This is a genomic window from Lysinibacillus sp. NPDC093712, assembly GCF_050280025.1.
Taxonomy (GTDB): domain Bacteria; phylum Bacillota; class Bacilli; order Bacillales_A; family Planococcaceae; genus Lysinibacillus.
Genome location: NZ_JBNNUU010000011.1, coordinates 1 through 13,578 on the forward strand (window position 1 = coordinate 1; position 13,578 = coordinate 13,578).

A 13,578-nucleotide genomic window follows, 5' to 3' on the forward strand; every position below is an offset into this window, starting at 1 on the left:
TCACACCCGTTCCCATACCGAACACGGAAGTTAAGCTCTTTAGCGCCGATGGTAGTTGGGGGCTTCCCCCTGTGAGAGTAGGACATCGCTAGGCAAACAAAAACCTGAGAATATATTCTCAGGTTTTTTTGTATTTAAAGTATGCTGCCTGAATAAGCCCCGCTAAAATTTTATTGAGGCTATTCGACAGACTGAATGTATCTAAATAAAATGCCATGCCATTCACTAATCGTTCAGTAATTATTCTTTACAATCTGAAGCAGCTGTTTATACAGCTGTTTTTACTTTGTCTATTAAAATTCAAGGGCGTTTCGCAAGTTATTGAGATAGGATTGGCTGACTGGTAGTTCTGTCCCGTCTTTTAATGTAACGATAAAATTGGAAGTGAGATCACGCGCCATCTTTTTTATGAAATGAATATTAACAATATAAGATCGATGAATGCGAATGAAAAATGTTGGTAAGCGCATTTGTAACTCCTTGAGTGTAATACTTGTTTTAAACTGTTCCTTTTCTACATAGAACCATGTTTTTTTCTGTAGGCTTTCGATATAAGAAATTTTCTCAATGGCAACAGGGTTCCATTCTTCGTCCCGTTTACCAGTTAAAAATTGATAAGGTTCTAATTTCAGTGCTGTAAACGTTGAAGGTAAAACAATTACTAATGCAGCTAGAGTGTCCTGTATATGTATTGGATAGCCAATACCGTAATATGGTGTTCCAAATAAGGTATTATCTAAGATTGCGTCTGTGCGTTTTTTTGTTTGTAATACTTGCTCTGCAATACTGCCTGGCTCGACTTGCCTCCCTGCTTCTAAATGAATACTGTGCGAACCAGAGTGAAAATAGATATAGGAGTTTTGAACAGCAATGGCGATGGACGAATTTGTTGGAATCCAGTCTTGTAGCATCGTAATAAATTGTTGTGAAATATCTTTTTGTAAAGAATCTAATTCATTATTCATTGTGATTATCCCCCTTGTTTGTAAACAGTTTACCAAATTTTGTCGTTAAAAAAGGTACTTTCATCACTAAAATTCGGCATTTTATCTAAAAATAATGAAAATTCAGATGTACTGTTATATATTAATTTACAACAAATAAACCTGTTATGGAACAGATTTTAAAAAGTTTTTTTAACAGAGTATATTTTATACAAAGGGGAAGGTGGAATTTTAATATGTCAACACGTCAAGAAAAAATCCAAGTTTTAGAAAAACAATGGGCAGAAAACCCGCGTTGGGCTGGTATTGAGCGCGCATATACAGCTGAAGAAGTAGTTAAATTACAGGGGTCTGTTGTAATTGAGCAAACTATAGCAACTAAAGGTGCTACACGACTTTGGAAATCCCTACATGAAGAGCCATTCATTAATGCATTAGGTGCACTAACTGGTAATCAAGCGGTTCAACAAGTAAAAGCAGGATTACAAGCAATCTACTTATCAGGCTGGCAAGTAGCTGCTGATGCTAACCTTTCGGGACAAATGTATCCTGACCAATCACTATACCCAGCTAACTCTGTACCAGCTGTAGTAAAACGTATTAATCAAGCACTACAACGCGCTGATCAAATCGATCATGCTGAAGGTCGTGTAGATGACTTTGATTGGTTTGCTCCTATCGTTGCAGATGCTGAAGCAGGTTTCGGTGGCCCTCTAAACGTGTTCGAACTTGTAAAAGGTATGATTGAGGCGGGAGCTGCTGGTGTTCATTTAGAAGACCAATTAGCTTCTGAGAAAAAATGCGGGCATTTAGGAGGGAAAGTATTACTTCCTACACAAAATGCTGTTCGTAACTTAATTGCTGCTCGTCTTGCTACAGATGTAATGGGTGTAGATACAATTTTAATCGCACGTACGGATGCTGATGCAGCAGATATGGTAACTTCAGATATCGATCCACGTGATGCAGAATTTATAACTGGTGAACGTACACCGGAAGGCTTCTTCCGTACAAAACCAGGTATCAAACAAGCAATTGCTCGCGGTTTAGCATACGCACCATATGCAGATTTAATCTGGTGTGAAACGTCTAAGCCATCACTTGAAGAAGCTCGTGAGTTTGCAACGGCGATTCATGCTGAATTCCCAGGTAAAATGCTTGCTTACAACTGCTCACCTTCATTTAACTGGAAAGCAAACCTTTCAGAAGAAGAAATCGCCGAATACCAACGCGAGCTTGGTAAACTAGGATACAAATTCCAATTCGTAACATTAGCTGGCTTCCATGCATTAAACCACTCTATGTTTGAGCTTGCTCATGACTACAAAGATAACGGAATGGCTGCATACTCTAAATTACAACAAGCTGAGTTTGCTTCTGAGTCTAAGGGCTATACAGCTACTCGTCACCAACGTGAAGTAGGTACAGGTTACTTCGATGATGTGTCACAAGTTATTTCAGGTGGTACTTCTTCAACAACTGCAATGGCTGGTTCAACAGAAACAGAACAATTCGTTTAATTCAATTACGTTAATTCCTAAATTCATAATCATAGATAAGTTTCCCTCGCACCTCCTAAGCGGGGGAAACTTAAATTACGAGAGGTGGGGGAACTACTAATGGAACAGGTAACTACAGGTAAGCTTACTATTGTTGGGGAACAAAACGAGCAAACAAAAGAAATTTTAACACCGGAAGCCCTTGAGTTTGTTCTTGCCCTGCATGAAAAGTTTAATGATCGTCGGAAAGAGCTTTTAGAGGCTCGACAAGAACGTCAAAAACGCCTTGATGCTGGTGAGAAACTCGACTTCCTACCAGAAACAAAACATATTCGTGAGGGAGATTGGACGATTGCGCCACTGCCAGCAGATTTACAAGATCGACGAGTAGAAATTACTGGACCAGTAGACCGCAAAATGGTTATTAATGCGTTGAACTCTGGTGCGAAAATGTTCATGGCTTGTTTTGAAGATGCATCTGCTCCGACATGGGAAAACATGATTTCTGGTCAAATCAATATGCGTGATGCCATTAATAAGACAATTGAATTTACACAAGCGTCAAATGGTAAAACATATAAATTAAACAATGAAACAGCTGTATTATTAGTACGACCACGTGGTCTTCATTTACTTGAAAAGCATGTACTAGTGGAAGGGGAACCTGTATCAGGCAGTTTCTTTGATTTTGCTCTATATTTATTCCACAATGCTAAAAATGCACTAGCAAAAGGTACGGGTCCATACTTCTACCTGCCAAAGTTAGAAAGCCATTTAGAGGCTCGTTTGTGGAATGATGTTTTTGTCTTTGCACAAGATTACATCGATATTCCACAAGGTACAATTAGAGCTACAGTTTTAATTGAAACAATATTGGCTGCTTTTGAAATGGATGAGATTTTATATGAGCTTCGCGACCATTCAGCAGGTCTGAACTGTGGCCGTTGGGATTATATTTTCAGCTATATTAAACGCCTGCGCAATCAACCTGATGTGATTTTACCTGATCGCGGTCAAGTAACGATGACAGTTCCATTTATGAAGGCTTATACGTCTTTATGTATTCAAACATGTCATAAACGTAACGCACCTGCAATGGGCGGTATGGCGGCGCAAATTCCTGTTAAAGGCGATGACGAAGCGAATGCAGTAGCATTTGCAAAGGTTGCTGAAGACAAACGTCGTGAGGCAACTGATGGTCATGATGGGACTTGGGTAGCACACCCTGGCATGGTTGCAACGGCTATGGAGCAGTTTGATGCCATTATGGAGACACCAAATCAAATTCATAAAAAACGCGAAGAAGTGAATGTTAAGGCTGAAGATTTAGTGGCTGTGCCAGAAGGTACAATTACACTTGAAGGTCTTCGCACTAACTGTAGTGTTGGGGTTCAGTACATTGCTTCTTGGTTACGAGGCAACGGTGCTGCACCGATTAACAACTTGATGGAGGATGCTGCAACAGCAGAAATCTCCCGTACACAAGTATGGCAATGGATTCGTCATCCAAAGGGTATTTTAGATGATGGAAGAGGTATTACATTAGCATTCGTGCTAGAAGTTTTGGAAGAAGAGCTTGTGAAAATTAAAGAGGCTGTTGGGGAACAGGCTTATAACAGTGGTCGCTATATTGAAGCTGCTGAACTGTTTAAATCTTTAATTGAACAAGATGAGTTCGTGGAATTCTTGACACTTCCAGGCTATGAAAAATTAAGTTAATTAATAGCAATCTACTAACGAACATATCCTACTTTTCTAAAATACAGTGAGCTGAACTCGAATGCAGCTCACGAGTTCCACTAATGTAACGAGCGGGGTCTGTTCCCCTGTTCTTTACTTATACACAATGAGCACTGTTTAATAAAAGGGGTCTACTTATATTAATGGTAAGTAATGAGATTTAAACATGGGGTGCAAGATGTCTTACGAGCTTAGATGGGGGGCTTGTAAGGCATTTTTCTATACACATAAGAGGATGTCTCACGAATGCGTGAGACATCTCCTTTTTCGTTATTTAACAATCGCTAGCACGAAACCGTCATATCCTTTAATTCCAACGGTTTGAATGGCTGTAGATTCGATACGTGGTTCTTGTTCTAATAAATCCATAAATTGACGCACACCTTGCACACGTTCATCTTCGCTTTTATCATCGATGACTTCACCGTTTCGCACTACATTATCAGCAATGATAAGTGCTCCACTATTCGCTAATTCTAAAGCCCATTTTAAATATTGAGGATTATTCGGTTTATCGGCATCAATGAAAATAAGGTCGAATAAAAGGCCTGAATTTTTAATTGTAGGCAATGAATGCAATGCATTTCCTACCATCACTTCGACTTTGCTACTACAGCCTGCTTTTAGGATGTTTTGCTTCGCCACTTCTGCATACGTCGGTTCAATCTCTAGTGTGTAAACCTTTCCTGATTCAGGGAGCGCACGAGCAAGCCATATACTACTATAGCCACCAAGTGTACCGATTTCTAAAATATTTTGAGCACCTTTTATTTTTGCTAGCAGGTAAAGTAATTTTCCTTGTGTGGGTGATACATCAATTTCAGGAATACCAGCATTTTTATTTGTTTGTAGGACATTCTCCATTGTTTCATCAAATGGAATTATCTTATCAATAAAATATTCATCCACGTCATGCCAAACATTGTTAGTTAACATAGTATAATTCCTCGTTTCCAAAGTGATTTAAACTGCAACTAAAGTGTATGATAAAATAAACTATAATAAAAATATATAATAATTACTAATTCATAACTTTTAGTTATGAGTGAGGAGAGAGCATGAATAGTCACGCATTAAAATTATTTTACCAAGTAGCTAAAACAGGTAGTTTTACAAAGGCCGCTAAAATATTGCATATTAGTCAGCCAGCAGTTTCAAGCCAAATTAAAAGGTTTGAGCAGGAAATAGGCGTCTCATTATTTCAACAGCAAGGCAGAGGCATAGTATTGACTGAGTTTGGTGAGGCACTAGCGGAAAAGGCGCAAAATCTTATTTCTCTTGAGCAACACATTGAGTCATTTATTGAAGACTATCGCCTTGCTAAGACAGGGTCTATTCATATTGTTGCTACTTATTTACCTGCTAATTTTTTAATTCCGAAATGGGCAGCTACTTTTAAAGGCTTAAACGAAGATGTTAATTTAGTTGTTACAACGGCCAATACGAAAGAAGCATTTGAGCAGCTTATCCACTATAAAGCGGATATTGCTATTTATGGTGGTGGAATATCTGAGAGACCTGAGGAAGTATTATGGGAGGAGCTCTTTGAAGATGAGCTGTGGTTTGTTGTGGCACCTGAACACCTATATGCAAATCAAATTATTTCTATAGCGGATATGATGAAGGAACCTTTTATAATGCGCGAGGAAGGAAGCTCCATGAGAGATCACCTCTTTTCACTTTGTGAAACCCATCAAGTAAATCCTCCAAAAATTGCACTGCAATTTAGTGGAATAAATGAAACAATTCGATCGGTTATGGCTGGATATGGCGCAATTTTTATTTCATCACTTGCGGTTAAAGAGTATGTTCATAATGGGCAATTGGCAAGAGTATATGTACAGGGGATACATAGTAAACATAAAGTTGCTATTTGTACAAGGAAAAATGAGAAGCAAAGTTTACTTGTAAATAAGTTTATTGATACGATAAAAAATTCTTTATAGAAAAATTTAAGTCCTTTCGAGATAGCCCAATTTCTCTATGCATAAAACTTAAATTTTGTTATACTAACTGTATAACAAACATGGAGCTGATATAGATGTTTATTCAAATAGAGCCCTTATCGGATGTGCCTATCTATGAACAAGTTACACGGCAAATTATAGAGGGTATTGCAAGGGGAGACATGGGACCAGGTGATATGTTGCCATCTGTGCGTAGTTTAGCGGCTGATTTAGGTGTTAATATGCATACGGTTAATAAGAGTTACCATGAGCTTGAGGCAAAAGGAATCATTACAATTCGGGCTAAATCAGGTGCAATTATTCGCTCAACTGAGGAGCGTGCATTAACGCCCGAACAGTTGCAGCAGATTGAAAAAAACTTAAAGCCTGTTGTGGCAGAAGGAATGGTGCTCGGCGCAACAGCTGATCAAATTGAGCACATGATGAAAAAGGTATTTGCTGACTTGCAACTGCCAGTAGAAGGGGTGTAGCATGCTACTAGGTATTTTTACAATTATGTATATTATGACATTAGCTATGCAAGTTTTTGTCCCTTTTATTGTACGTGAGACAATCGTATTTGGAGTTACCGTACCGGAACAAAATGTAAAGCATCCTGCATTAGCGATTGCGAAAAAGCGCTATGCGCAAACAGTAGGGTTTTTTGGAGCAATAATTTTAATAATCATGTTTGTGTTTTACTGGTTGCTCGCTCCTGCTGAAAGTGCTCAAGGCATTCTTTTACTTAGCTGTTTATTTGGGATGCTTGCGGTCAGTATGGTGTTATACTGGTTGAATCACCAAAAAGTGATGAAGCTGAAAATGCGTGAACACTGGGGCATGAATATAAAACAAGTGAGAGCTGTCGATTTAACAGCCCGTAGTCGTGATGAAATACTACCTTGGCCTTTTTATGTGGTACCTATTGGTGTTACTGTTTTCCTCATCATATTTACGTTGTTACATTATGAACAAATACCAAATGCTGTTGCGGTACATTGGGGACCAAGCGGAGCGGCAGATGCGTGGCAAGAAAAAACGTATTTTACTGCGATTTCACTACCACTAGTCATGTTAATGATGCAATGTATGATGTGGGGGATTGCGGATTCACTTAAGCGCTCTGCAATTCGATTGTCTATCAACCATCAGCAGGAGTCTTTGGAAAGCGAATTAAAAACACGGAAATTTATGAGCTGGAATATAGCGTTGGTCAGCTATAGTTTAACAGGATTATTTACAATGCTACAGTTAAGTAATATCTATCCTTCAATGGCTGAAGGAAAAAAACTATTACCATTGTTTATTGCTTTCCTAGTTTTAATATTAGGTTCAGTGCTTGTTTATGCATGGAAAAAGCGACAGTTACGATTGAATTATAAAGATAATGTGGTGTCAGAGGTAATGGATATTGATGAGGATCGTTATTGGAAGGGCGGTCTTATTTATATGAATCGTCAGGATCCATCAGTGTTTGTGGAGAAGCGTTTTGGTGTAGGTTGGACAATGAACTTTGCAAACCCAAGAGGCTATATCGTCATCGGCTTGCCATTACTTATATTGCTGTTGGTTTCAATATTTTCATTGTGAGTGCCAGTCACTCACACAATTCTGAATTTTCATGGCAGTGCATAGGTTAACCAAGTAAAAATCCACGAAGACTCCTGCGGGTACGCACAGGATGTAAGACGCAACAAACCGCGCGTAGCGAGGGTTGCGGCTTACGGTTGTGCCCGCGGAAAGCGAAGTGGATTTTTGCGCAGAAAGAAATCGATAGCAAGTGCCAGTCACTCACACAATTTACAATGCAAGCAGTGGATTTTTACGAGATATCAAGTACATATTATTGTTAGACTGACTTATAGGACAGCCCTTTTTACATAAAGCGTAAGTTAGGAACTGAACTCCTAGTGCAATATATTGAATGGGGGCAAGGATAAATGAAAATTTTAGTTGTCGATGATGACGTTCATATTTTACAGTTAGTCAATATTTATTTAACGCGAGAGGGCTATAAAGTATTGCAAGCAGAGAATGGCGAGCAAGCTTTGCAATTGCTTGATGGAAATATGCCCGATTTGGCAGTTGTTGATGTTATGATGCCAGGAATGGATGGCTTTACGCTAACTGAAATTTTAAGTAAGGATTACGATATTCCGGTGCTGTTATTAACGGCAAAAGGAGAGCTAGAAGATAAGGAGCGTGGCTTTTTAGCGGGTTCAGATGACTATGTCGTTAAACCGTTCGAGCCAAAGGAGTTGCTGTTTCGCATTGCAGCGATTTTACGTAGGCTTGATAAAAAGAATCAGGTAACAATACAGGTTGGTAAGCTCGAAATTGATCGACGTAGCTTTGAGGTTACGATTGGTGGAGAAACACTTATTTTGCCATTAAAGGAATTCGAGCTATTAGCGCTACTTGCCTCTCGACCAAATCAAGTTTTTACACGTAGCATTATTATGGAGCAAGTATGGGGCTACGACTATGGAGGGGACGAGCAAACGTTAAATACACATGTGAAGCGGATTCGCGAGCGCTTGCATCGCTACGAAACAGATGTTGAGATTACAACGGTACGTGGCGTCGGTTATAAGCTTGAGGTAAGTGCGACATGAAGACGTTATATAGTAAGTTTGTTGTCACAACGATGCTCATTATGATTGGCAGCTTATGCATTGGGTTTTTAATGACGAATACGTATTATCATCAAGTGACTAAAGGGAAAAATGATGCTAAGAATGTTGCAATTGCAGAGGATATTGTCGATTATATCGAATCAGCGAAGCAAATGGATTTAGATAGCTATTTAACAACACTTGGAGAGATTGGTTATCAAATTTATGTTACAACGGGAGAGGATCATCGCTTTTTTGGTGGCGAATATCGAGATAAAACATTGTCGGCAGATGTAATCCAGCGTGTTTTAGAAGGAGAAGTCTATCATGGGATGCGTGATTTCCCAAAAGAGACCTTTATGACAGGTTTTTTTGCGAATGAACTCATTAATACCATTGGTGTACCCTTTACGTATAATAACGAACAGTACGCACTGTTTATTAGACCAGATATTCGATTGTTGTTCTCTGAGGCGCATACGCTATTAGGAGGTCTTATCCTTGGAATGGCTGTGCTAAGTTTACTTGCTATGCTGCTATTTGCAAAGGCACTGATTAGACCGATTACACAGTTAACAGAAGCAACACATCAACTGGCACATGAAAAGTTTGATACGTTGCTTGAAATAGATCGAGCGGATGAAATTGGACAACTGGCAGATAGCTTTAATGTGATGACAGAAAAATTACAGGAAAATGATAGAATTCGTAAACTATTTATAAGCAATGTATCTCATGACTTCCAATCGCCTTTATTGAATATTCAAGGCTATGTAGATTTACTGAAAAACCCTACGCTTTCTGAACCAGAACGACAAGAATATGCGACAATTATAGAGCTAGAAACGAAGCGACTTTCGACATTGACGAAGCAACTGTTACTCCTGACATCACTCGATCAATCGACTAGAATGCTAAAGAGAGAACCGTACAATTTAGATGAACAATTGAAGGAAACTGTGCGCAAATATCGTTGGCAGTTAGAGGAAGCTAATGTGCAGTTATCGTATCAGATTGAGCCAGTAACATATAAAGGTGATGCGGGGCTACTACAAAATGTATGGGATAATTTATTAACAAACGCCATTAAATATAATGTTAATGGGGGAGAAATTCACATACATCTTCAAGAACAATCTACTCTCGTAGAAGTGTTAATAGAGGATAGTGGTATTGGTATGAATGCGGAGCAATTGCAAAAGGTATATGACCGTTTTTATCGAGCTGACGAGTCAAGAACGAAACAGGGGACAGGTCTCGGCCTTGCCATTGTAAAACAAATTGTTGAATTGCACGGTGGGGAAGTGCAAATGAAAAGTGCAATTAACGTAGGGACAAGCGTTTGTATACACCTACCAAAATTGTAATATAGAGTTCATGTAAAGTTCATGTTCAATCGATAAACTTCTATGTAAGTTAAAACTTGGAGGAGTTATCGTATGGAACAAAAATGGAGTTTACGTCTTATTCGACTCGCAGCGATTTTCGCTTTAGTGGGTACGTACTTAGGTTCGCATATGTCAGGGTCAGGTAGTTATGAATTTCGACCAATTCACGCGCACGTTTTACTCGTTGGCTGGTTAAGTATGTTTGCATGGGGCATTTTTTACCGTGCATTTAAAGTGAAATCGCAAAAATTAGTTGCATTACATGGCTGGACAGCAATAATTGGAGTTTTTGGCTTAACACTTGGTATGTGGTTCTACAATATTAATCCTTTTAACTTTGGTCATACGTTTACTTTAATTTTCTTTATTGTAGGTGGCACCACTTTGTTAATTAGTTTTGCATTATTTATTATTGTGACATTCATGGTAAATCAAAAAGAGGGAATGAAAAATTAAAATAAAACCGCGCCAGTATTAGACGCGGTCAGTGCGTAGGCAAATTCAAAAAATTTGAGTTTGCCTATATTTTTTTAGAGTAACCGTTGAATTCGTTCGAGAAGTGGCCTTGCCATTACATTTAAACTAGAGTCAGTAGTCGCCAAAGCATATATCAATTTAAATGCTCTAGTGATTTTTTAAGCCAACGTGTTGCCTCGTTATAATCTTGAGCTACGCCCTGTCCTTTCTTATAAAGCATGCCAAGCTGAAACTGAGCTTTTTGGTGACCCTGATTTGCAGCAAGTCGGTAAAGTTGGGCAGCCCTCGCAAAATCTTTAGGGACACCTTGTCCATTGCTATGCATTTGGGCTAACTGGTATTGAGCTTTAGCGTGTCCTTTAGAAGCTGCTTGTTCAATCCATCTAGCTGCCTCCGTGAAATCTTGCTTCACTCCTTTGCCTTTATCAAATAAATTACCAAGTTGATATTGTGCGCCTGAATGCCCTTGGATAGCAGCAAGTCTATAGCAACGTCTAGCCTCATCTAAGTCTTGGGAGACGCCCAATCCTTGTTCATATAATAATCCTAATTGATATTCAGCTTGAATATGCGATTGGTCTGTTGCAGCTCTCCACCATTGAACTGCTTTGGCATAATTCAATGCAACACCAACACCGTTAGCATATAACAACCCAAGTTCGAATTGAGCATCAGCATAGCCTTTCTCAGCGGCAATTATAAAATATTGTAATGCTTTGTCAGGCTGTTGAAGCTGATAGACGAAAAGAAGGCCAAGCTCATAGCCAGCACTAATATGTCCATTGTCAGCGGCAAGCTGAAACCATCTTTCAGATCGCGTGCTATCTTTTTCTTTTTGGTAAAGTAGGCCGAGACAATATTGGGCATTGGTATGTCCTTTATGAGCCGCAAGTTTAAACCACTTTATTGCCTCAATATGATTTTGCTGTATGCCCTGTCCTGTATTGTAGAGTAAGGCCAATTGAAACTCTGCATTCGTATGGTCTTGAAGTGCGGCTAGGTGGAACCATCTCGCAGCTTCCTCAACATTTTGTGAGATGCCACGGCCTTTAAGATACATATAGCCAAGGTTATACTGTGCACTTGCATCTCCAGCAAGTGCTGCCATTTCAAAATAAGCTATAGCTTCCTCAAAGCTTTGTTGCACACCAGTTCCATGATGATAGAGAAAGCCAAGATTATTTTGTGCACTTGTGTTGCCTTGATTGGCTGCTGAAATATACCATTTTGCTGCCTCTTCAAAATTAATAGCAAGGCCAAGCCCTTGATTGTAAAGTACACCAAGATTATACTGTGCGTCGGCATTACCTAAATCCGCTGCAGACTTATAATAATGGGCGGCCTCTTGATAATTTTGCTCAACACCTTGTCCTAAATGATAAAGCACCCCTAGACTATAAAGTGCATTGGCATCATGTTGTGCGGCTGCTTTCTCATACCACTTCTTGGCTGTTGCATAATCTTTTTGAACACCTCGACCGTGGTTATAAAGGAAGCCTAAATTGTATTGTGCGCTTGCATTGCCCTTTTTTGCGGAAATTTCAAACCAACTAGCAGCATGTTCATAGTCTTTAGCTGAGTATTGATCGAGCGTCTTCGCATCAAATGGAGGCAATATATCTTCAAATTTAGGAAATTTCCGAGTCGAAATAGATGCTTTCAGGCTACGATCATAACGGTGAATAAACCATTCAACGATATCGCTAACATAATCGAGGACAATTTTAGCGGCTTTCGCTTCAACGATGTCATTGTTGCTAGTACTTGTCATTTTAAAGACAAGCTCCATTAATAAATAAATCCGACGTGGATGAATTTTTGAGATAAAGTTACGATTATTTAATAGTGTTCGGATATTTTTTAGTTTAGGTTTTGCTTGCATTTCCAGCTCGTAAAAGTCATAGACAATCTCCTCAAGGACGAGGCGTGACTTTTGTAAAGAAATTGATGGCTGTGTAATAGCGTGGTAACTAGCATCCTGTAAGCTTTGCGCTATATGTGTGAACGATAAAATATGTAATTTTTCACATTGTTCATGAAGGATATCGTATTGTATGACGATTGTACTCACCTCTTCTTAAATAACGGTAATAGTCTTTTTTTCATATATCGGGAAATTATTAGTGTTATTGATCATTTTCCATTGAATTCCTCAGTTGAATTGTCTTTAGTATGTTACTATTTGATTTAAGAGTGAGTTTATAGTCTTTAGGGGGATTGATGGATGAAAAAAATTGCAGCAATTATTCCAACATATAATCCACAACAATCATTTATTACATTTGTACATCAATTATTAGCCACCTCAATTACTCAAGTTGTTATTGTTAATGATGGTAGCGATAAAAAATATGAAAATATTTTTGACGAGTTAAAGAAAATAGATAGATGTAAAGTTCTCCAACACGAACAGAATATTGGGAAGGGTGGAGCGTTAAAAACAGCTTTCTCCTATATTCGGTCTAAACGAGCGGGTTTTCAGGGTGTTCTAACAGTAGGGGCACACGGACAGCATACGTTAGAGGATATCAAATTAGTATTGACTATGACAAAAGTGTTTTCAGAAGGCATTGTCTTAGGAATACGCAATTTCCATTCCTCCGAAAGTACGTTCTTTTCGTATTGGGGGAACCGAGCAACTAGTTTATTGTTTGAATTACTGTTTCATAAAAAGCTAATGGATACACAAACAGGCTTGCGTTACATAGAAATCAAAGAATTACCATGGCTTATAGAGGTGCAAGGAGATCGTTTTGAATACGATACAAATATGCTTGTCGTGGCACTAAAAAGAAAATGTCCAATTTTCGAAGTAGAAATTGGTCAGCTACGCATAAAAAAGAATTCGATTATTCAATACGATGAATTAACAAATACAGGTACAGTAATGGCCAAGATGCTTATAAAATATTTGAAACCTTAGTAAGCGTAATGTAACACGTGTATTTCTAATATTTTGTGCTAGGATA

The 13,578-nt window shown here is 38.7% G+C and carries 12 protein-coding genes and 1 rRNA gene; 10 read left to right on the top strand and 3 right to left on the bottom strand.

Annotation, left to right across the window (positions count from 1 at the left end; translation table 11 throughout):
• Positions 1-94 (top strand): 5S ribosomal RNA (gene rrf / locus ACQKNX_RS23175); the annotation flags it as partial.
• Positions 95-293: 199 nt separating this feature from the next.
• Here the strand turns inward: rrf and ACQKNX_RS23180 are convergent.
• Positions 294-965 carry a LytTR family DNA-binding domain-containing protein gene (locus tag ACQKNX_RS23180; protein ID WP_427430911.1) on the bottom strand — a complete coding sequence of 224 codons (672 nt, stop codon included), beginning with the start codon at positions 963-965 and terminating at the stop codon, positions 294-296.
• 215 nt (positions 966-1,180) lie between these two features.
• Here ACQKNX_RS23180 and aceA point away from each other — a divergent pair, with 215 nt between their 5' ends.
• Together aceA and aceB are read left to right on the top strand one after the other, a co-directional pair.
• On the top strand, positions 1,181-2,464 hold the full coding sequence (gene aceA / locus ACQKNX_RS23185; protein ID WP_427430912.1) for an isocitrate lyase: 1,284 nt from the start codon (positions 1,181-1,183) through the stop codon (positions 2,462-2,464).
• 99 nt (positions 2,465-2,563) lie between these two features.
• Positions 2,564-4,162 (top strand): malate synthase A, encoded by a 1,599-nt coding sequence (aceB, locus tag ACQKNX_RS23190; protein ID WP_427430913.1) that lies wholly within the window; start codon positions 2,564-2,566, stop codon positions 4,160-4,162.
• A gap of 291 nt (positions 4,163-4,453) precedes the next feature.
• Here the strand turns inward: aceB and ACQKNX_RS23195 are convergent, their stop codons facing one another.
• Complete coding sequence (locus ACQKNX_RS23195; RefSeq protein ID WP_427430914.1) at positions 4,454-5,119, bottom strand: O-methyltransferase; 666 nt, start codon at positions 5,117-5,119, stop codon at positions 4,454-4,456.
• A gap of 122 nt (positions 5,120-5,241) precedes the next feature.
• Here ACQKNX_RS23195 and ACQKNX_RS23200 point away from each other — a divergent pair, with 122 nt between their 5' ends.
• The 6 genes from ACQKNX_RS23200 (at position 5,242) to ACQKNX_RS23225 (ending at position 10,588) form a co-directional block, all read left to right on the top strand.
• Entirely contained in the window at positions 5,242-6,129 is an 888-nt protein-coding gene (locus tag ACQKNX_RS23200; protein WP_427430915.1) for a LysR family transcriptional regulator, read from the top strand.
• A gap of 95 nt (positions 6,130-6,224) precedes the next feature.
• The gene (locus ACQKNX_RS23205; protein ID WP_340821407.1) at positions 6,225-6,620 is read left to right on the top strand and encodes a GntR family transcriptional regulator; all 396 of its coding nucleotides are present in this window, start codon (positions 6,225-6,227) and stop codon (positions 6,618-6,620) included.
• A 1-nt stretch (position 6,621) separates the two neighbouring features.
• Positions 6,622-7,719, top strand: a complete 1,098-nt coding sequence (locus tag ACQKNX_RS23210) for a DUF1648 domain-containing protein (RefSeq protein ID WP_427430916.1) — start codon at positions 6,622-6,624, stop codon at positions 7,717-7,719.
• Positions 7,720-8,069: 350 nt separating this feature from the next.
• On the top strand, positions 8,070-8,744 hold the full coding sequence (locus ACQKNX_RS23215; protein WP_427430917.1) for a response regulator transcription factor: 675 nt from the start codon (positions 8,070-8,072) through the stop codon (positions 8,742-8,744).
• Positions 8,741-10,111: an ATP-binding protein gene (locus ACQKNX_RS23220; protein ID WP_427430918.1), complete on the top strand. Its 1,371-nt coding sequence runs from the start codon at positions 8,741-8,743 to the stop codon at positions 10,109-10,111. Before ACQKNX_RS23215 ends, ACQKNX_RS23220 begins: the two co-directional genes overlap by 4 nt.
• Before the next feature lie 72 nt (positions 10,112-10,183).
• Complete coding sequence (locus ACQKNX_RS23225) at positions 10,184-10,588, top strand: hypothetical protein (RefSeq protein WP_340821402.1); 405 nt, start codon at positions 10,184-10,186, stop codon at positions 10,586-10,588.
• Positions 10,589-10,742: 154 nt separating this feature from the next.
• Here ACQKNX_RS23225 and ACQKNX_RS23230 read toward each other — a convergent pair whose 3' ends face one another.
• Positions 10,743-12,680 (bottom strand): SEL1-like repeat protein, encoded by a 1,938-nt coding sequence (locus ACQKNX_RS23230; RefSeq protein WP_427430919.1) that lies wholly within the window; start codon positions 12,678-12,680, stop codon positions 10,743-10,745.
• A gap of 153 nt (positions 12,681-12,833) precedes the next feature.
• Between ACQKNX_RS23230 and ACQKNX_RS23235 the strand changes: the two genes are divergently transcribed.
• On the top strand, positions 12,834-13,532 hold the full coding sequence (locus ACQKNX_RS23235) for a glycosyltransferase family 2 protein (RefSeq protein ID WP_427430920.1): 699 nt from the start codon (positions 12,834-12,836) through the stop codon (positions 13,530-13,532).
• The last annotated feature ends 46 nt before the right edge of the window (positions 13,533-13,578 follow it).

What these genes read in the sequence shown, in the direction of transcription:
- ACQKNX_RS23205 (WP_340821407.1), top strand. Translation starts at nt 6,225, where the DNA reads ATGTTTATTCAAATAGAGCCCTTATCGGATGTGCCTATCTATGAACAA.
- aceA (WP_427430912.1), top strand. Translation starts at nt 1,181, where the DNA reads ATGTCAACACGTCAAGAAAAAATCCAAGTTTTAGAAAAACAATGGGCA.
- ACQKNX_RS23215 (WP_427430917.1), top strand. Translation starts at nt 8,070, where the DNA reads ATGAAAATTTTAGTTGTCGATGATGACGTTCATATTTTACAGTTAGTC.
- ACQKNX_RS23210 (WP_427430916.1), top strand. Translation starts at nt 6,622, where the DNA reads ATGCTACTAGGTATTTTTACAATTATGTATATTATGACATTAGCTATG.
- ACQKNX_RS23195 (WP_427430914.1), bottom strand. Translation starts at nt 5,119, where the DNA reads ATGTTAACTAACAATGTTTGGCATGACGTGGATGAATATTTTATTGAT.
- ACQKNX_RS23200 (WP_427430915.1), top strand. Translation starts at nt 5,242, where the DNA reads ATGAATAGTCACGCATTAAAATTATTTTACCAAGTAGCTAAAACAGGT.
- ACQKNX_RS23225 (WP_340821402.1), top strand. Translation starts at nt 10,184, where the DNA reads ATGGAACAAAAATGGAGTTTACGTCTTATTCGACTCGCAGCGATTTTC.
- ACQKNX_RS23180 (WP_427430911.1), bottom strand. Translation starts at nt 965, where the DNA reads ATGAATAATGAATTAGATTCTTTACAAAAAGATATTTCACAACAATTT.
- ACQKNX_RS23220 (WP_427430918.1), top strand. Translation starts at nt 8,741, where the DNA reads ATGAAGACGTTATATAGTAAGTTTGTTGTCACAACGATGCTCATTATG.
- ACQKNX_RS23235 (WP_427430920.1), top strand. Translation starts at nt 12,834, where the DNA reads ATGAAAAAAATTGCAGCAATTATTCCAACATATAATCCACAACAATCA.
- aceB (WP_427430913.1), top strand. Translation starts at nt 2,564, where the DNA reads ATGGAACAGGTAACTACAGGTAAGCTTACTATTGTTGGGGAACAAAAC.